This is a genomic window from Streptacidiphilus sp. MAP12-33 (assembly GCF_041261265.1).
In the GTDB taxonomy this organism is placed as follows: domain Bacteria; phylum Actinomycetota; class Actinomycetes; order Streptomycetales; family Streptomycetaceae; genus Streptacidiphilus.
Genome location: NZ_JBGCCA010000020.1, coordinates 54440 through 71620 on the forward strand (window position 1 = coordinate 54440; position 17181 = coordinate 71620).

17 protein-coding genes are annotated in these 17181 nt (G+C 71.1%); 9 read left to right on the top strand and 8 right to left on the bottom strand.

What is annotated here, in order from left to right:
* Positions 1-83 precede the first annotated feature (83 nt).
* The 4 genes from ABH931_RS20565 to ABH931_RS20580 are packed head-to-tail and all read right to left on the bottom strand — an operon-like array spanning position 84 to position 4601.
* Positions 84-1406, bottom strand: a complete 1323-nt coding sequence (locus ABH931_RS20565) for an alpha-L-fucosidase (protein WP_370115283.1) — start codon at positions 1404-1406, stop codon at positions 84-86.
* Positions 1403-2251 carry a carbohydrate ABC transporter permease gene (locus ABH931_RS20570; protein ID WP_370115285.1) on the bottom strand — a complete coding sequence of 283 codons (849 nt, stop codon included), beginning with the start codon at positions 2249-2251 and terminating at the stop codon, positions 1403-1405. The genes ABH931_RS20565 and ABH931_RS20570 overlap by 4 nt, the downstream gene beginning before the upstream one ends.
* On the bottom strand, positions 2251-3240 hold the full coding sequence (locus tag ABH931_RS20575) for a carbohydrate ABC transporter permease (protein WP_370115287.1): 990 nt from the start codon (positions 3238-3240) through the stop codon (positions 2251-2253). Before ABH931_RS20575 ends, ABH931_RS20570 begins: the two co-directional genes overlap by 1 nt.
* Complete coding sequence (locus tag ABH931_RS20580; protein ID WP_370115289.1) at positions 3237-4601, bottom strand: ABC transporter substrate-binding protein; 1365 nt, start codon at positions 4599-4601, stop codon at positions 3237-3239. The genes ABH931_RS20575 and ABH931_RS20580 overlap by 4 nt, the downstream gene beginning before the upstream one ends.
* A 138-nt stretch (positions 4602-4739) precedes the next feature.
* Between ABH931_RS20580 and ABH931_RS20585 the strand changes: the two genes are divergently transcribed.
* From ABH931_RS20585 to ABH931_RS20605, 5 genes are all read left to right on the top strand, one after another.
* Complete coding sequence (locus ABH931_RS20585; protein ID WP_370115291.1) at positions 4740-5951, top strand: ROK family protein; 1212 nt, start codon at positions 4740-4742, stop codon at positions 5949-5951.
* A 177-nt stretch (positions 5952-6128) separates the two neighbouring features.
* A complete protein-coding gene (locus ABH931_RS20590; RefSeq protein WP_370115293.1) occupies positions 6129-8444 on the top strand; it encodes an alpha-L-fucosidase in 2316 nt (771 codons plus the stop codon).
* A gap of 160 nt (positions 8445-8604) precedes the next feature.
* A complete protein-coding gene (locus ABH931_RS20595; protein WP_370115295.1) occupies positions 8605-8916 on the top strand; it encodes a hypothetical protein in 312 nt (103 codons plus the stop codon).
* 194 nt (positions 8917-9110) lie between these two features.
* Positions 9111-9242: a hypothetical protein gene (locus tag ABH931_RS20600; RefSeq protein ID WP_370115297.1), complete on the top strand. Its 132-nt coding sequence runs from the start codon at positions 9111-9113 to the stop codon at positions 9240-9242.
* A 300-nt stretch (positions 9243-9542) separates the two neighbouring features.
* A complete protein-coding gene (locus ABH931_RS20605; RefSeq protein ID WP_370115298.1) occupies positions 9543-9851 on the top strand; it encodes a hypothetical protein in 309 nt (102 codons plus the stop codon).
* Here ABH931_RS20605 and ABH931_RS20610 read toward each other — a convergent pair.
* Together ABH931_RS20610 and ABH931_RS20615 are read right to left on the bottom strand one after the other, a co-directional pair.
* Entirely contained in the window at positions 9823-10194 is a 372-nt protein-coding gene (locus tag ABH931_RS20610) for an integrase core domain-containing protein (protein ID WP_370115299.1), read from the bottom strand. The genes ABH931_RS20605 and ABH931_RS20610 overlap by 29 nt on opposite strands.
* A 110-nt stretch (positions 10195-10304) precedes the next feature.
* Complete coding sequence (locus ABH931_RS20615; RefSeq protein WP_370115301.1) at positions 10305-11456, bottom strand: acyl-CoA dehydrogenase family protein; 1152 nt, start codon at positions 11454-11456, stop codon at positions 10305-10307.
* A 123-nt stretch (positions 11457-11579) separates the two neighbouring features.
* Between ABH931_RS20615 and ABH931_RS20620 the strand changes: the two genes are divergently transcribed.
* The 3 genes from ABH931_RS20620 (at position 11580) to ABH931_RS20630 (ending at position 14247) form a co-directional block, all read left to right on the top strand.
* Positions 11580-12335, top strand: a complete 756-nt coding sequence (locus tag ABH931_RS20620) for a TetR family transcriptional regulator (protein ID WP_370115303.1) — start codon at positions 11580-11582, stop codon at positions 12333-12335.
* Positions 12336-12501: 166 nt separating this feature from the next.
* A complete protein-coding gene (locus ABH931_RS20625; RefSeq protein WP_370115305.1) occupies positions 12502-12912 on the top strand; it encodes a Zn-ribbon domain-containing OB-fold protein in 411 nt (136 codons plus the stop codon).
* Between the two features lie 99 nt (positions 12913-13011).
* Entirely contained in the window at positions 13012-14247 is a 1236-nt protein-coding gene (locus ABH931_RS20630; protein WP_370115307.1) for a cation:proton antiporter, read from the top strand.
* Positions 14248-14461: 214 nt separating this feature from the next.
* On the opposite strand, the gene ABH931_RS20635 is transcribed toward ABH931_RS20630, so the two are convergent.
* Complete coding sequence (locus ABH931_RS20635) at positions 14462-15847, bottom strand: PLP-dependent aminotransferase family protein (RefSeq protein WP_370115309.1); 1386 nt, start codon at positions 15845-15847, stop codon at positions 14462-14464.
* Between the two features lie 58 nt (positions 15848-15905).
* On the opposite strand from ABH931_RS20635, the gene ABH931_RS20640 reads away from it, so the two are divergent.
* Positions 15906-16556 carry a LysE family translocator gene (locus ABH931_RS20640; RefSeq protein ID WP_370115311.1) on the top strand — a complete coding sequence of 217 codons (651 nt, stop codon included), beginning with the start codon at positions 15906-15908 and terminating at the stop codon, positions 16554-16556.
* A 293-nt stretch (positions 16557-16849) separates the two neighbouring features.
* Here ABH931_RS20640 and ABH931_RS20645 read toward each other — a convergent pair whose 3' ends face one another.
* The gene (locus ABH931_RS20645) at positions 16850-17044 is read right to left on the bottom strand and encodes a hypothetical protein (RefSeq protein WP_370115312.1); all 195 of its coding nucleotides are present in this window, start codon (positions 17042-17044) and stop codon (positions 16850-16852) included.
* Between the last annotated feature and the right edge of the window lie 137 nt (positions 17045-17181).

The following is a 17181-nucleotide window of genomic DNA, read 5'->3' on the forward strand; positions in this document are numbered from 1 at the left end:
GGTAGCTCCACGTCGTCCGCATCGAGGCCGAGCGCGGACATACTGCCGTCCTTGACAGCTCTGTCGGCCGCCACGCCGGAACGTCAGCAACTCCGCAGATCGACGGCGACTACCGTGCACAGCGGGTCGAGCGTGGTCCCACGGATGTCGATGTGCAGCTCGCCGGTGGGGTTGTCCGTGCCGGAGTGGACGTCCTTGAGGCGTGGCTGGACGCTCCAGGGGAGATCGTTCCCCTCTGCCGGCAGGGTGACTCGCTCGATCATTGACACCGGCAGCCCGCGGACGGTGACGCGCTCGTACGGGCGGGTGACCAGGTGCAGGTAGATGCGGGTGCTGCCGTCGGGGCGGGTGCGGCGGGTGGAGGGGCCGTGGAACTGCCACAGGGTCAGGCCAGGTTCCGTGCCCTGGACGCTCTCGGCGTTGCGCTCCAGCCAGTCGGCGATGGTCTCCAGCCGTTCGACGGCCTCGGGCGGGAACTCGCCGCCGCCGGTCGGGCCGACGTTGAGGAGCAGATTGCCGCCCATGGATACGGCTTCGATGAGGGTGTGCAGGAGCAGTGCTGGCGATTTCCAGGTGTCGTCCTCGGGATGGTACCCCCAGCTGCTGTTCATGGTGAGGCAGGTCTCCCAAGGCTGTTGCGGGGGGACCATGGGAAGTTGCTGCTCGGGGGTGGTGAAGTCGCCGTGGCCGAGGCAGCGGTCGTTGACCAGGGCGCGGGGCTGACGTGCGCGGATGCGGGCGCGGATCTCGTCGAAGCGCCACTCCTCCTCGGTGTGCTCGAACTCGCCGTCCAGCCAGACGATGTCGATGTCGCCGTAGCCGGTGAGCAGTTCGTCCAGCTGGCCCAGCATGAAGGCCCGGTAGCGCTCCCACTTGTCGGGAGAGACACGCGGGTAGCTGCCGATCACGTACGGCTTGGTGATGGTCTCGTCGGTGTAGCGAGGGTAGTCGGGGTGGTGCCAGTCGATGATGGAGAAGTAGAGCCCGATCCGGAAGCCGCGCGCCCGGAAGGCGTCCACGATCTCGCGGGTGACGTCGCGTCCGAACGGCGCGTGCTTGGTGACGGAGTAGTCGGAGAGGCCGGTGTCGAACATGGCGAAGCCGTCGTGGTGTTTGGCGGTGAACACCATGTACCGGGCGCCCGCACGCCAGGCGAGATCGGCCCAGGCGGTCGGGTCGAAGCGCTGCGGGTCGAAACTCGCGGCGTTGTCGAAGTACTCGTTGCAGCTGACCGGCTCCAGGGCCGGCTCCTGCCGGAGCACGCCGCCGGTCATCTGCCAGGACAGTTCCCAGCCACGGGTGCTGGCATGTCCCCAGTGGAGGAAGACACCCAGGCCCAGGCCCCGGAACCACGAGGCGTCGGTGGCGCTGCCGGCCGTGTCCGGCTGCGTCTGTGTGGTGGTCATTCCTTGACTCCCCCTGCGGTGATGCCCTGCGTGATGAACCTGAGCCCGACGACGACGATGACGATGGCGGGCACCGCCAGCAGCATGAGTGCGGCGAAGTACTGCGAGGTCTGCAAGGGCGTCGGCGCGAACGCGCCCTTGATGGTCTGCACGGCCTGCGCGGCCGTGGTCTGGCCCGCGTCGTTGAGCAGCATCGAGGGGAAGAGGAAGTCCTGCACCGACCAGACCACGCACAGCGCCGCGAGATTGACCAACGCGGGCCGGCACAGCGGCAGGAAGACGTGCCGGAAGATGCGGCCGTGTCCGGCGCCGTCGACGCGGGCGGCCTCGATCAGCTCGTTCGGGATGCCGTCAGCGTAGTTGCGCAGCAACAGCACCGCGAACGGCAGGGTGAGCACGACCTCCGGCAGCGCCACCCCCACCGGGGAGTTGAACAGGCCGAGGTTGCCGGTGATCCAGTACACCGGCACCATGATCGCGACCGCGGGCACGGCGAGCAGCAACAGTGCCGCGTGGTAGAGCGTCTCGCGGCCGGGGAAATCGAGCTTGGCGAAGGCGTAGGCCGCCAGCGCGGCGACGCCGCAGGTGAGGGTGACGGTCAGCGCGGCGATCAGCAGGCTGTTGCCGAAGGCGCGGACCAGGTTGACGCCGTTGTAGTCGGTGGTGAGCACCGTCAGGTAGTTGTGCAGTCCGCCGTACTGCACGGACTGGCGGAACGTGCTGATCAGCGGAAAGAGCCACAGGGCGGCGCCGATGGCGAGCGTCGCGTAGACGACGACGCTGTCGCGGGGCCGCTGGCGCAGCCGGTGCAGGGGGCTCTGGTCGGAGCCGGTGGTCGCGGACATCAGCGCCTCCGCTGGACGAGTACGTTGACGGCGGACACGGCGATGGCGACGACCAGGACGACCAGGGAGGCGGCGGAGGCGTAGCCGATCTGGCCGCCGCCGGTGGAGGGGAACATCTGGTCGTAGATGTAGGTGCCGGGGATGCCGGTGCGGCCTGCGGGCTGGCTGCCGGTGGAGAAGTAGATCAGCTCGAACCAGCGGAAGCTGCCCAGCAGCACCGAGAGGATCACCGTCCTGTGGGTGCCGCGCAGCATCGGGAAGAGGATCATCCGGTACATCTGCCAGGTGCCCGCGCCGTCGATCATCGCGGCCTCGAGGACGGCGGTGTTCGCGGTGGTCAGGTCCGAGGTGTAGTACATGACCGGCAGGCCGACCAGGTAGGTGAGCAGGATGAAGACCGCCACGTACGCGGAGGTGGTGTTGCCGGTCCAGTCCTGGGCCAGCGCGCCGAGTCCGACGGCGCGCAGCGTCTGGTTGATCGCTCCGCCGTTGGTCTGGATCAGCTGCCCGAAGACGGTGGCGAAGAGCGACATCGGCACCAGCGAGGGCAGCAGGAACACGACGAAGAAGAACCTGCGGGCCCGCACTCCGCTGGCCAGGCTCACGGCCAGGAAGAAGCCCAGGGTGAGCGCGACGAGGATGGAGACGGCGGCGAAGAGCAGGTTGTTGCCGATGTCGCGCCAGAAGACGGGGTCGGTCAGCACCAGCTGGAAGTTGCGCCAGCCCACGTCGGTGGCGCCGGTGAACGACAGGTCGACCGACTGCCGGCTGGTCTGCCCGAGGAAGACGAACGCGTAGAGGTAGTAGACGCCGTAGAGGGCGAGCAACGGCGCCAGGAACAGTGCGGCGGGCAGCAGCGCGCGCCGACGGGCCCGCGCGCGTGAACGCGCGGCGGAGGCGGCCGGGGCCGCGGAGGCGGGATCCGGCGTCGCCTGCCGCGCCCCGGCGGGGGGTGCGTCAGGCGACGGCGTCGTGAGGTGCGATGTCACTGGACCGGGTACCGCCCGCTGGTCCAGGCGGACTGGAGGCTGTTCGCGGCGGCCTGCGGGGCGGTGTTGCCGCGGGCCACGTCGAGCAGCGTGTTGTCCAGCACGTCGCTGGTGAAGGTGGTGGAGTACTGGCCGCGTCCGGAGCCGGGCGCGTTGATCAGGGACTGGACCGCGGCGTAGCCGGACCGGGCCTCGGGCGTGGTCAGCACCGAGGGGTCGACGGTGTAGCCGTTCAGCGACGGTACCAGCACCAGGTCGGAGGCCCAGGTCTTGACCCCGGCCGGGTCGGTGGTCATGAACTGGATGAACTTGGCCGCCTGCGCCGCGTACTTGGAGCTCTTCGGAATCGCCAGGCCGCCCTCGGCGAAGGTGCGGGCCGCGGGCCGGCCGCCGGGGACGACGACGGGGAAGGCGCCGGCGCCGACGTTGCCGACGGTGATGCCGTTGGCCTTGCGGTAGGCCGAGGAGAGCACCGAGCTGTTCCAGGAGCCTTCGACCAGGAACGCGGCCTTGCCGGAGTTGAACGCGTTGTCGGCGTCGGCCTCCTTCAGGCTGAGGGTGCCCTTGTCCAGCACGCTGTTCTTGAAGAGGTTCTGGTACGCCGTCAGGGCCTGCACGAACTGCGGGCTGTTCCAGGCGACCTTGTCGGTGTAGAGCTCGTCGGAGAGCTTGGGGTCGATCTGGTCGGCGACGGTGAAGAACATCTCGTCCTGCCACCAGTCCTCGCCGCTGAAGACCACGGGCGTGACGCCGTTGCCGGCCGCCTTGATCTTCGCCACGTCGGCGGCGAGGTCGGCCTGGGTCTGCGGGAAGGCCAGGCCCAGCTTCTTCAGCACGTCCGCGTTGGAGTAGACGACCGCGCTGCCGATCGAACCCATCGGGACCGAGTAGAGGGTCTTGTCCTTGGCGATGTTCTGGGTCTGGTCGAGCATGGTCGAGCTGATCCTGCTCTTCCAGTCGGCCGGGAGGTCGCCCGCCCAGTCGCTGACCGGGCGGAGCTGGGTGCGCACCGTGTTGGTCATGGCCGAGACCTGCACGCCGACGATGTCCAAGGACTGCCCGCCGCCCAGTGCGAGCGGCAACTCCTTCTGGTAGTCGGTGTTGGAGAACTCACGCAGGTTGATCGTGATGTTCGGGTTCGCGGCCTCGAAGGCGGCAATCGACTTCTGCACCGTGGCCTGGGCCGGGAACCAGGTCCAGTAGTTCAAGGTGACCTTCTGGCCGGCGCCGACAGTGGCCTGGCCCGCGTCGGCGCTGCCGCCCACGCCGCCGCTGTTGCCGCAGGCGGCGACTGACAGGCTGAGGACCAGTGCGGTGGCGGCCGCCACGAGACCGCGGCAGACCTGCGCATCGTTGCGCATGCTTTCCCTCCCAGGGGGTGGATCGGGGGTGGCCCTATTAATGTCTACCGTGGCGACGAAAACAATCCCCTGTTACGGGCTTGTTAGATTCACAGCCGCGCAGCAACATGATCCACATCGAGTCGAAGGAGATCTCCCATGCCCGCAGGCCCGGACGCCACCGCGCTGCAGGTGCTGCGCCACCTGGTCGACCACGGCCCACTCAGCCGCCCCGACCTGCAGCAGGGCACCGGACTGGCCCGGGCGACCACCTCGGCGATCACCAACGACCTGTTGCGCCGGGGTCTGCTCGCCGAGATCGACACCCCGCGCAGCGGCCAGCGCGGGCGACCGGTCACCCTGCTGGACCTGGACGACACCCACTACGCCGTCACGGGCATCGAGATCGGCTTCGACAAGATCCTCGCCTCCGTGCACACCCTGCAGGGCCGCGAACTGCTGCGCGTCGAACGCCCGGCCGAGGCCGACGCGGTCAACCCCCGTGCCCTGCTCCGGCGTGCGGCGATGGTGCTGCAGGAGACGCTCGACCTGGTCGAGGACGACGGCCGCGAACTGCTCGGCGTCGGCGTCAGCGTGGCCGGCCTGGTCGACGCCGCCAGCGGCACCATCAAGTACGCGCCCAGCCTCGGGTGGCGGGACATCGCCCTGAGCGAGGGCGTCGCCGAGGCGCTGGGCGGCCGCGCACCGGTACTGATCGACACCACCGCCAACTACGCCGCCCTGGCCGAACTGCGTGAGCGCCGCCGCAACGGCGGGACCGAGGCGAGCCTGGTCTACCTCACCGGCACCTACGGCATCAGCGCCGGCATCGTCGCCGGCGGCAACCTGTGGCGCGGCGAGCGCGGCATGGCCGGCGAGGTCGGCCATCTGATCGTGGAGGCGGACGGCCTGCGCTGCGTCTGCGGCCGCAACGGCTGCCTGGACACCAGGGCGGGGATGTCCGCGATCCTTGACGCGGCCCTCGGGGCCGCCAAGGGCGTCCGCCGGACCAGTCGGCCGCTGACCCTGTCGGCCGGTGTGGACCAGGTCGCCTCCCTCGCGCAGTCGGGCGACCAAGGGGTCGTCGAGGCGCTGGCCGAGGCGGGACGCTGGCTCGGCCGGGGCGCGGCACTGGTCTGCGCCATGCTCGACCCGCACTCCGTCGTGCTGGGCGGCCACTACGCCCGGCTCGCGCCGTGGCTGCTGGTGCCGGCCCGGGGGGCTTTCCGGGAGTCGCTGCTGCTGCCCGGCGACGACCGCGAGCAGCTGCAGGTCTCGGCCCTCGGGGCCTGGGCGCCGGTCGAGGGGGCCGCCCTGGCGGTGCTGCTCTCCTACGCGGACGGCACCCGGGCCTTCCCCTCCAGTAATTAGTCTCTTCTATAGACGAAACTCTTGACCGGCGGTGGAGCGGGACATAAGTTCACGCTTCAACCAGGCGACCGCGCCGTGCGCGACGATCCGCCAGGAGGCCCGGGCCGGGACGCCCGGCGTCCCTGTGTGCCGCGCCCCCGGCCGCGTCTGCCACCCCGTCGAGCAAGGAGGCTCGCCATGCCGCATGCCCGCATGCCCGCACCTGGATCCTGGCGGGAGCCGACCCGACGCGGCGCCCTGCGGATGCTCGCAGGCGCGGCCCTCGGGGCGACCGTACTCGGCGTCGCGACCCCCACCCGGGCCTCCGCCGCCACCGGCGTCCCACAGGCCGGCGCCGATCCGGTCGTCATCGACCAGACCGCGACGACCGACAACGTCACCGTGCTGCTCGCCACGGCCGCGGGCCGCATGTCCGACATGGCGGTGCAGGGCGGCGACACCCGCAAGAACTTCTACGTCGACACCTTCCTGACCTCCTCCGACTACCTCACCTGGGACGTCCACGTCGCGGCCGGGGACTCCTACCAGGCTTCCCTGCTCGTCGACACCGACGCGGGCGAGACGTTCACGCTCGCCGTCGTCGGCACCTCCTCGTCCGTCACCTTCACCGCCCCGGCGGGCTGGAACCGCGTCCTGGTCGGCAATCTCGCCCTGCCGACCGGCACCAGCACCATCCGCCTGACTCGCAACACCCTCACCCACGACGTCAACGTCAAGTCGCTCGAACTGATCCGCGCGTCCGAGGTCGCGGCCCGCAACAGCCGGATCGCGGCCGCCCGCGCCGACACCACCTGGCTCGGCACGTCCGGCTACGGCCTGATGTTCCAGTACGGCTCCTGGGGCTACCCGCACAACGTCGGCACCGCCAAGTCCCTGGACCAGCAGGCCGCCGACTTCAACGTGAGCGCCTTCGTGGACATGGTGAAGGAGACCGGCGCCGGATACGTCATCTGGTCGATCAGCTGGTGGGGCTACCACCTCGACGCAGCCCTCTCCTCACCCGACGCGATCGTGACCGCCGCGGGCGGACCGGCAAGCCCCGGACTCACCTCCACCCGCGACCTGATCGGCGACGTCGCCACCGCCTGCCAGGCCGCCGGGATCCACTTCCTGCTCTACTACCACACCGGCGACGAGGACTCCGCCTGGTGGCCCTACCAGAACTGGCCCGCCACCTTCGCCACCAACGGCACCGGCGACCGCAGCACCTTCTTCGCCAACTGGACCAGGGTCGTCACCGAGATCGGCAACCGCTACGGTACCGACCTCGACGGCTTCTTCTTCGACGACGGCATGGTCCTCTACTACCCCGCCGCCTACGAGCAGCTCCACGCCGCCGCCCGGGCCGGCAACGCCAAGCGGTTGGTGTCCTGGAACAACTGGATCCTCCCCGCCGTCACCGACTTCCAGGACGTCTGGTTCGGCGAGGGCAGCACCGGCGGCCCACAGACCGGCAGCGCGGCTGCCGGGGGCAACGGTGTCTTCACCTCGGGCCCCTACCAGGGACTGCTCCAGCACGGCATGTTCACCATGGACAACGACTGGGGCGTGCACACCCAGAACGCCACCATCACCACCGCCTCGGGCGTCACCAGCGCCGCCGCCATCGGCTGGGCCACCAGCGCCGCGAGCCGCGACGTGCCGATCAGCTTCGACCTGATGATGTACGAGGACGGCACCGTCAATCCCAACGACCTGCGCATCCTCGGCGACGTCCGCCAGGCCGTCCGCGGCACCGCCCCCTCCGTGCCCACAGGCACGACCACCGTCAACGACACCGACGCCGCGATCACCTACACCGGCACCTGGACCCACGCCACCGGCCGAGGCGCCGGCGACTACGGCGACGACGTCCACTGGACCAAGACCAACGGCGACTCCTTCTCCTACACCTTCACCGGGACCGGCATCGACGTCATCGGCCCGAAGAGCAACGTCAGCCAGCACTTCAGCGTCGCCATCGACGGAGTGACGATCGGCCAGTTCAGCCAGTACGCCACGACGTACACCCCGCAGGCCGTGCTGTACGGAGCCCGGCACCTGAACCCGGGCACGCACACCATCACCGTCACCAAGGTCGACGCCGGCTACCTCCAGCTCGACGCGCTGCGCACCGTCCCGAACCCGACCACGCTGAACGACACGGACGCCGCCATCGCCTACTCCGGCAGCTGGACCCACTCCACCGGTCGCGGCGCGGGTGACTACGGCGACGACGTGCACTGGACGGCGACCAACGGAGACAGCGCCACCGTCAGCTTCACCGGAACCGGAATCGACGTCATCGCCCCCATGGAGTCCGCCGACGGCACGGCGAACGTCCTGCTCGACGGCGTCCAGGTCGGCACGACCAAAGCCGCCTACTCCGGTGCCTACACCCCGCAGCAGTTCCTCTACCAGGTCCGCGGCCTCACCCCGGGGGCGCACACACTCAAGCTGGTCAAGACCGGCGGCAGCTACGTCCAGCTGGACGCCTTCCAGATCTGGCCCTGACGACAGGTCCCCGCGGTGGCGGTGGCCACGGACACCTGCCTGGCCGTCCGGGCGCCGAAGTTCATGGCGAAGCTCTCGAACGTGCTCGTCAGCCTTCAGCCCCCGGTGGTCCGGCCCCGACTACTCCGGGGCCGGACCCCGGCATGGAAGGAGGCCCGCTGTGCGGGTACGCAAGATGGGCACCGGGTCCAGCTCCCACGGCTATGAGTGGACCGAGCCGGGCCAGATTCTCGACATCCCGGCGGAGCATGCGGCCGAGCTGGTCGCGATCGCGCCGCACGAGTTCGAGGCTCTCCCGGAACTCCCGGAACTCCCGGTCGAGCCCGAGGACGAAGGCGACCAGGACGACGACGGCGAGGACCAGGGGGACGGCGCGGGCGAACAGCCGGAGCTGGTCACCGAGCCCGCCCCGGGGCCGGAGCCGGAGGAGGCCAAGCCCGCGCGTGGCCGCCGCCGCGTGACCGAGGCGTAGCCCACCGACCAGCGACAGCGTCACGCCGCTGTCCGCTCGTACGGCGGCAGCGAGACGCTCCTGTCCGGGAACCTGACGCTGGGCCCGCAGCCCGACACCGGGTTCCTCTGGTTCCAGCTCGGGCAGTTCATCCCCGCGGCCTCGGAGATCGTCGTCAGCTACGCGGCGGCTACCAGACCGTCCCGGCCTCGCTGGTGCAGGCGAACAAGCTCAGGTGCCCGTCCATTGCCGCGACCGAGCTCGATCCGATGGAGCAGCAGCACGGCCACGACCCGGACCAGCTGCGCGCGAAGGCCGAGGACATCCTCGACCGCTACGTCAGGTGAGGAAGCCTGCTGCTACGGCTGGCCGTCCTCTGGGACGAGTTCGCTGACAAGGGGCCACTTCCGAGCGATGCGGTTGAGAGCCCGACCCTTGGTGAAGTACTGCTCGAAATACCCGCAGTCGGTGCACACGTAGTCGTCGGACGTAGCCCGGGTCGAACCGAGGAGGCCACCGGCCACCACGATCGAGCGCGTCTGGCCACGGAAGATCCCGCCGAACCTCGTGTGTACCTCGGTGGACCCGCACTTGGGGCATATCCCTGATCGCATGCGCGGACTGTACTTGGTGACCGAAGGTGCTCGGTGACCTGGGGTATCCACCACTACCGGGCCCACTCCGGCCACCACCACCGCGGGCACAAACTCCCGGCCGCGACCCGGAAGAAGATCAGCGAGCGCCTGAAGGGCCGCCACCACGAGCACGGCCTGCACCGGAAGCACCGCAAGGGCTACCACCTCAAGCACAAGCGGCACCTGAAGCACCCTGCGAAGCGGCGCCGTCGCTACCACCTGAAGCACCGCCGTCTGGGCCACCACCGCACCACGGCGACCCTGTGGGTGCCGAAATCCCTGTCCGTTCAGTTCAAGCGGCGTTTCGGTACTCGTGGATGACTCCGCCGAGTCGGTCGTGTCGGCGTACGTCCAGGCGCTCGATTTGGTGCGGTTCGAACTGTGCGGGCAGGGCTCGCAAGGGCGCGGCGCCGGCCAAGGTCCGGTGGGGACGGTGCTGGTTGCAGTGCCGCTCGTAGATCCGCAGCACACGACGCAGGTGGGCTTCGTTCCAGACGAGGGTCCGGTCGAGGAGCTCGGCTCGGAGCGTCCTGACCCAGCGTTCCATGAGTGCGTTCATGCGCGGCACCTGCACTCCGGTCAGAACAGTCGCGATGCCCGCACTCGTGCTGGCTCGGCGGGTGGCTGGTGCTCGCTCGAGTAACTCGCTCTCCCCAGCTGCCATGGAGCCCTGAAGTCGATCTACCAGGTTTCTACCACTGAGGCTTGCCAGTACGCCGAGGGCCCGGCCGAAGGATCGGCCGGGCCCTCCAACAAAGCGTCACTGGCGTGCTGTTACGGCAGGTTGCGCGCCATGACGATGCGCTGGACCTGGTTGGTGCCCTCGTAGATCTGGGTGATCTTGGCGTCGCGCATCATGCGCTCCAGCGGGTAGTCACGGGTGTAGCCGTAACCGCCGAGGAGCTGGACAGCGTCGGTGGTGACCTCCATGGCGACGTCGGAGGCAAAGCACTTGGCCGCGGCACCGAAGAAGGTGAGGTCGGCGTCGACGCGCTGCGACTTCGCGGCAGCGGCGTAGGTGAGCTGACGGGCAGCCTCGAGCTTCATGGCCATGTCGGCGAGCATGAACTGGATGCCCTGGAACTCGGCGATCGCCTTGCCGAACTGCTTGCGCTCCTGCACGTAGCCCTTGGCGTAGTCCAGCGCGCCTTGGGCGACGCCGAGGGCCTGGGCGGCGATGGTGATGCGGGTGTGGTCCAGGGTCTTCATCGCGGTCGCGAAGCCGGTGCCCTCGGCGCCGATCATGCGTGAGGCCGGGATGCGGACGTTGTCGAAGTAGACCTCGCGGGTCGGGGAGCCCTTGATGCCGAGCTTCTTCTCCGGCGCGCCGAAGGAGACGCCCTCGTCGCCCTTCTCGACGACGAACGCGGAGATGCCCTTGGAGCGCTTCTCGGGGTCGGTCACGGCCATGACCGTGTAGTACTCGGAGACGCCGGCGTTGGTGATCCAGCGCTTGACGCCGTTGAGGATGTAGTCGTCGCCGTCGCGGACCGCGCGGGTCTTCATGCCGGCCGCGTCGGAGCCCGCGTCGGGCTCGGAGAGGCAGTAGGAGAACATGCCGTCGCCGGCCGCGAGCGGGGCCAGGTACTGACGCTTGAGCTCCTCGGAGCCGGAGAGGATCACCGGGAGCGAGCCGAGCTTGTTGACCGCGGGGATCAGCGAGGAGGACACGCAGACGCGGGCCACCTCCTCGATCACGATGACGGTGGCGAGCGCGTCGGCGCCGGCGCCGCCGTACTCCTCGGGGACGTGGACGGCATGCAGCTCGGAGGAAATGAGCGCGTCGAGCGCCTCCTGCGGGAAGCGCGCCTGCTCGTCCACCTCGGCGGCGAACGGGGCGATCTTCGCCTCGGCCAGGCCCCGGACCGTCTCGCGGAGCATCTGGTGCTCCTCCGAGATCTGGAACAGGTCGAAATCTGCGCTCACGGTCGCTCCCGAGATCTGTCGGCACCCCTACGGCACCCAAATGGCACTCAGTACCCTCGATTATGCACACTCAGTGCCATCGCGGGGGAGCTCCGGACCCCGATCTGGTGTTACGTTCTGCACATGGCAGCAGCTGTGGGCATCGGGGACGACACCAAACCGACCATGCGGGAGTCGCTGGTGCGCGCCGCGTTCCAGCTGTTCCTGGAGCGCGGCTTCGAGCAGACGACCATTGACGACATCGTCTCCCTGGCCGGCGTCGGGCGCCGCTCCTTCTTCCGGTACTTCCCCTCCAAGGAGGACGTGGTCTTTCCCGACCACGAGGGCTGCCTGGCCGAGATGACCGCGTTCCTGCGCGCGGCGCCCCCGGACGGCGACCCGGTCACGCAGGCCTGCGACGCCTCGCGGCTGGTGCTGCGGATGTACGCGGCCGACCCGGTCTTCTCCGTACAGCGGTACCGGCTGACCCGGCAGGTCCCCGGCCTGCGCGCGCACGAGCTGTCGGTGGTGTGGCGCTACGAGCGCGCACTCGCCGAGCACCTGCGCGAGCGCGGGGCCGAGCGCGCCGACGGCGCGCTGCGCGCGGACGTGGTGGCGGCGGCCGTGGTTGCCGCGCACAACCACGCGCTACGGACGTGGCTGCGCGCAGGCGGCGAGGGCGATGTGCAGGCGGCGATGGACGAGGCGCTCGGCTACGTCACCCGCGCCTTCTCCCCGACCCCACCGGCCTCCCCCGGTTCTCCCGGCTCCCCCGCCCGGTCCACGGCGGCGGCCGCTGCCGTGGACGGTGAGGACGAGCAGGTGGTGGTGCTGCTTGCCCGCAAGGGAACGCCGCTGTGGCGGGTCGTCCGCGACGTCGAGGGCGCGCTCGGGGAGTAGCCGACACGCCGGTGACGGGCGGGCGAAGACCGGGCGAACCGAGCAGATTGCACAGGCCGATCAAGCGAGGGCACTGAGTGCCTTTACGCGGGGCACTGAGTGCCATACAGTCGATCCGGCACTGCGCCGCTGAACGACCCCTCCACCCCCGTTCACTGGAGCCCCCATGCCCACCTCCACCCTCATCTCCCGTCCGCTGCTGCCCACGCAGCCCCTCGCCACCGCCCCCGCGGGCGAAGAGGCGGCCGCGCCCGCGGCACCGGCCCTGCGTTACCACCGCTGCCGCTGGTGCGGCTCGCCCACCGGCCGGGCCACCCTGCTCTGCCCCATCTGCGGCTCCTCCGAGCTGGAGGAGCAGTCCAGCGCCGGAGCCGGCATCGTGCACCGGCTGCTGACGCCGCGTCACCGCCAGTACACCGACGGGGAGACCATCTGCCTCGTCGTGATGGAGGAGGGCTTCACCGTCCAGGCCTCCCTCGACGACGCACTCCCGGGCACCGTGCCCGAGGGCACCCGCGTGCGCCTGGCCCCGCCCGCCCCACACACCCACCTGCCCGTCTTCCGCGCCTGCGCCTGACGGCCACCCGCCCCACCGGGCATTACGCTTCCCCCACGCCGGACCGCACCTGAACCGGCGTGCGGTGAACGCGACAGCGGTGGTGGAGGGTGACAGCGCGTGGACTTCTCGACCCTGGCGGTCATCGTGGTGGCCGGGATGCTCGGCCCGCTGCTGGCCCTGCCGACCCGCTGGCGGATCCCCGTCGTCATCGGCGAGCTGGTGGCCGGCGTGCTGCTCGGGCCGACGTTCGTCGGCTACCTGCATGCCGGGGACCGCACCTTCGCCTTCCTCGCCGACATGGGCTTCGCGCTGATCATGTTCGTGGCCGGCGCCCACGTCCCGGTCCGGGACCGGGCGCTGCGCGGCGGACTGGCCAAGGGCATGCTGCGCGCCGTCGCGGTCGCGGCGGTCGGCGTCGTGCCGGCCTTCGCTCTCGCGCAGGGCTTCCACACCGGCCACACGGCCCTCTACGCCGTGCTGTTCGCCTCCTCCTCGGCGGCGCTGATCCTGCCGGTCCTGGACTCGCTGCGACTCGGAGGCCCCGACGTGCTGGCCCTGCTGCCGCAGGTCGCCGTCGCGGACACCGCCTGCATCGTCGCGCTGCCGCTCGCCGTCGACCCGGCCCACGCCGGACGCGCCGCGCTCGGCGCGGCGGCGGTGCTCGGCTGCTCGGCCGTCCTCTTCCTGATCCTGCGGCAGGCGGAGCGCCGCGGTTGGCACCGGCGGGTCCACCGGCTCTCCCGGCAGCGGAAGTTCGCACTGGAGCTGCGGATCAGCCTGGCGATCGTCTTCGCCCTGGCGGCGCTGGCCACGCACACCCATGTCTCGATCATGCTGGCGGGTTTCTCGTTCGGGCTCGTCGTCGCGGCGATCGGTGAGCCGCGGCGCCTGGCGAAGCAGCTCTTCGCGATCACCGAAGGCTTTCTGGGCCCGCTGTTCTTCGTCTGGCTGGGCGCGTCGCTGGACCTGCGCCAACTGGGCAGCCACCCGTCCGCGATCCTGCTGGGCCTGCTGGTCGGCGCCGCGACGATCCTCTCCCACGCGTCCATGCGGCTGACGGGCCAGCCCGTCGCCTACGGCGTGCTCGCCTCCGCCCAGTTGGGCGTGCCGGTGGCGGCGGCGACCCTGGGCACGCAACTGCACCTGCTGCGCCCCGGCGAGTCGGCGGCGCTGCTGCTCGGCGCCCTGGTCTCCATCGCCGCCGCGACGGCGGCAGGCGCGTTCGCCTCGCGCGGCGCGCCCCCGCCGACGGCGGACGAGACACACCCGACGGACGGCGGCACGACAGGTGGCGGCACGACGGCGGGCCCGACAGGCGCGAAGGGCGACGGCGCGCAGCCGGCGGCAGGCTGAGCCGGAAGGGGACGGCCGGCCTGTCTTCACCGGGCAGGCCGGGGCCGCACAAGGCCGGAGCCGGGCCGGAAGCCGGTCGGACCTGGGGCGTTATGGCAGCTCGCGCGGCTGGCCCGGCCCGGGCCAGGTGCCGGCGGTGCAACGCCTGCCGCGGGGCCGCGGGGCCGACGGGCCGAGGAGCCGCGGGGCCGTAGGGCGTCAGGCGGATCGGGCGTCAGGCGGAGCCGTCCTGCGGCCCCCCGTCGGCGAGCCGGGCGAGCGTGGTCAGGGTCTCCGCGAGCAGCGGCTTCGGCGGGGAGGCGAGGCCCAGGCGGACGGCGGAGGGCGGGACCCGCGAGCCGACGGCGTACGCGGCGGCCGGCGTCAGGCCGATGCCCGCGCGGGCGGCCGCGGCGACGAACGACTCGGCGTGCCACGGCTCCGGGAGCTCCCACCAGCAGTAGTAGGACCTGGGGTCGGCCCGCAGCCTGGCGCCGGGAAGGTGCTCACGGGCCAGCATCTGGCGCTCCGCCGCGTCCACCCGCTTGGCGGCCTCGATCGCGGCGAGCGTGCCGTCGCCGATCCAGCGGACCGCCGCCTCCAGCGCGAAGCCGCTGGGCAGCCAGCTGCCCGCCCGCAACGACGCCGCCACCTGTTCGCGCATCCCCTCGGGCACCACGGCGAACCCGGTGCTGAGCCCGGGTGCCAGGCGCTTGGAAAGGCTGTCGACCAGGACGATCCGCTCGGGGGCGACAGCGGCGAGCGGCGGCACGTCGGGCCGCAGGAACGCCCAGATCGCGTCCTCGACGGCAGGCAGGTCGAGCCGGCGGAGCTCGGCGACGAGCCGCTCCCGGCGTGCCGGAGGCATGGTGACGCCGAGCGGGTTGTGGACGCGTGGCTGGAGGTAGACGGCCCGCAGCGGGGCTGAGCGGTGGGCGGCGGCCAGCGCGTCGGGGTCGAGACCGTCCCGGTCCATCGCGACCGGCACGGGGACGATGCCGAGCTGCCGCGCGGCGGCCTTGACCACGGGGTACGTCAACTCCTCGACGCCGAGACGCTGTCCGGGCGGGACGAGCGCGGCGAGGACCGCCGAGACCGCCTGCCGGCCGCTGCCCGCGAACAGCAACGCCCCCGGCGCGGGCGCCCAACCGGCGTCGGGGCCCGCCACGTTCGGCGCCGCGAACCCTGCGAGCGCCGCGAACCCCGCGAGCGCCGCGAACGCCTCGCGCGCGGCGGGTGTGCCCTCGGCGCGGACCGGACGCAGCGCGGAGTCGAGCGCGTCCGGGCGGAGCAGCGGGGCCAGCCCCGCGCCGAGGAGCGCGGACTGCCCGGGCACCACGGGGTAGTTGAGCTCCAGGTCGACGCGGGCCCGGGAGGGCTCGATCAGTGGCAGGCCCGCGCCCGGCAGCCCGTCCGTGGAGCGGACGAAGGTGCCCCGGCCGACCTCACCGACGACGAGACCGCGCCGCACCAGCTCCGCGTAGACGCGTCCGGCCGTGGACGCGGCGATGCCGCGCCGGTGCGCGAAGGCGCGCTGGGTGGGGAGGCGATCGCCGGGCCGCATCCGCCCGGCCGCGATGCTCGCGGCGATCTCGTCCGCGAGCTGCCGGAAGTCGTCCATTGCACCGAGGGTAATACCCATATTGCACCGAGATCCACACGACCCTACGCTCGAACCCATGGACGCGATCAGCCTGCACGCAGAACTCGGCCTTGCTGCCGTCGGATTGGGAATGGTGCTCACCCCGGGGCCGAACATGATCTACCTGGTCTCCCGGTCGATCGTGCAGGGCCGGCGCGCGGGCCTGCTCTCGCTCGCCGGGGTCGCCACGGGCTTCGTGGTCTACCTCGTCGCGGTGACGGCGGGCATCGTCACGATCTTCGCCCTGGTGCCCGTCCTCTACACCACCATCAAGCTCGCGGGCGCCGCCTACCTGCTCTGGCTCGCGTGGAAGGCGCTCAAGCCGGGTGGGACCGCGGTCTTCGCCCCGCAGCCGCTGCCACCCGACTCCCCCCGCCGCCTCTACACCATGGGCCTGGTGACCTGCCTGCTCAACCCGAAGCTGGCGATCCTCTACGTCTCCTTGCTCCCCCAGTTCGTCGACCCGTCACGCGGCCACGTCGCCGAGCAGACGCTGCTGCTGGGCCTGACCCAGATCGCCATCTCGGTCAGCGTCAACGCGCTGATCGCCCTCTGCGCCGGGACGATCGCGGCCTTCTTCGCACGCCGTCCGAGCTGGCTGCGGATCCAGCGCTACGTCATGGGCACGGTCCTCGCCGGCCTCGCCTTCCGCATCGCCGCCGACCGCGCCTCGGTCGTCGCGGCCTAGGGTGACCCCCGGCGCCGGGCGATGGATGCGGCGTTCTGCGAGGGTCTGAATCGGCCGAAGCCCGTGCCGACCTCAAGGGCGCCTGCGACGCCCTGCGGGCGCTCGGCACCGCCGCCCTGACACCGGAACAGCACGGCCGCCTGGTCGCGCTCGCGACCGGGGACCGCCGCCCGGTCGTCTCCGGGTCCGACCATACGATGATCCGCGAGGACGAACAGCTCCGCGCCGCATTGACCTCGGTCCTCGACCCTGCCGACCGACGCACAGCTCCCGGGAAGGCCCCCGAACGGGCCTCAGCCCAGGCCCAGCTCCGGGGCGACGGTGCTGACGCGCGTGAAGACCGAGTCCGGGTTCTGCGCGTCGCAGTACTTGTTGCCGGCCGACACGTCCGTGCCGCCGTGCACGGCCGAGGCCGGCACTGCCGCCGTGGCCACCAGGGCGGCGGCGCCCGTGATCAGTCCGGCCACCCGTCGCGTGATCGAGGTCATCTCTTCTTCTCCCTCTCGGTAGTGCTTCTGCCGCCACCCTCGCGGCCGGGCCGACCGTCCCGCCACAAGATCGCGGCGGGTCGGGACGGTGGAACGCCCCTACCGCGCCGACCTGCGCCTACGCCATACCCTGGAAT

Excerpts from the sequence above, each read along its gene's own strand:
- ABH931_RS20565 (WP_370115283.1), bottom strand. The coding sequence starts at position 1,406 with ATGACCACCACACAGACGCAGCCGGACACGGCCGGCAGCGCCACCGAC.
- ABH931_RS20570 (WP_370115285.1), bottom strand. The coding sequence starts at position 2,251 with ATGTCCGCGACCACCGGCTCCGACCAGAGCCCCCTGCACCGGCTGCGC.
- ABH931_RS20585 (WP_370115291.1), top strand. The coding sequence starts at position 4,740 with ATGCCCGCAGGCCCGGACGCCACCGCGCTGCAGGTGCTGCGCCACCTG.
- ABH931_RS20625 (WP_370115305.1), top strand. The coding sequence starts at position 12,502 with ATGCCCACCTCCACCCTCATCTCCCGTCCGCTGCTGCCCACGCAGCCC.
- ABH931_RS20635 (WP_370115309.1), bottom strand. The coding sequence starts at position 15,847 with ATGGACGACTTCCGGCAGCTCGCGGACGAGATCGCCGCGAGCATCGCG.
- ABH931_RS20610 (WP_370115299.1), bottom strand. The coding sequence starts at position 10,194 with ATGGCAGCTGGGGAGAGCGAGTTACTCGAGCGAGCACCAGCCACCCGC.
- ABH931_RS20645 (WP_370115312.1), bottom strand. The coding sequence starts at position 17,044 with ATGACCTCGATCACGCGACGGGTGGCCGGACTGATCACGGGCGCCGCC.
- ABH931_RS20620 (WP_370115303.1), top strand. The coding sequence starts at position 11,580 with ATGGCAGCAGCTGTGGGCATCGGGGACGACACCAAACCGACCATGCGG.
- ABH931_RS20580 (WP_370115289.1), bottom strand. The coding sequence starts at position 4,601 with ATGCGCAACGATGCGCAGGTCTGCCGCGGTCTCGTGGCGGCCGCCACC.
- ABH931_RS20590 (WP_370115293.1), top strand. The coding sequence starts at position 6,129 with ATGCCGCATGCCCGCATGCCCGCACCTGGATCCTGGCGGGAGCCGACC.
- ABH931_RS20640 (WP_370115311.1), top strand. The coding sequence starts at position 15,906 with ATGGACGCGATCAGCCTGCACGCAGAACTCGGCCTTGCTGCCGTCGGA.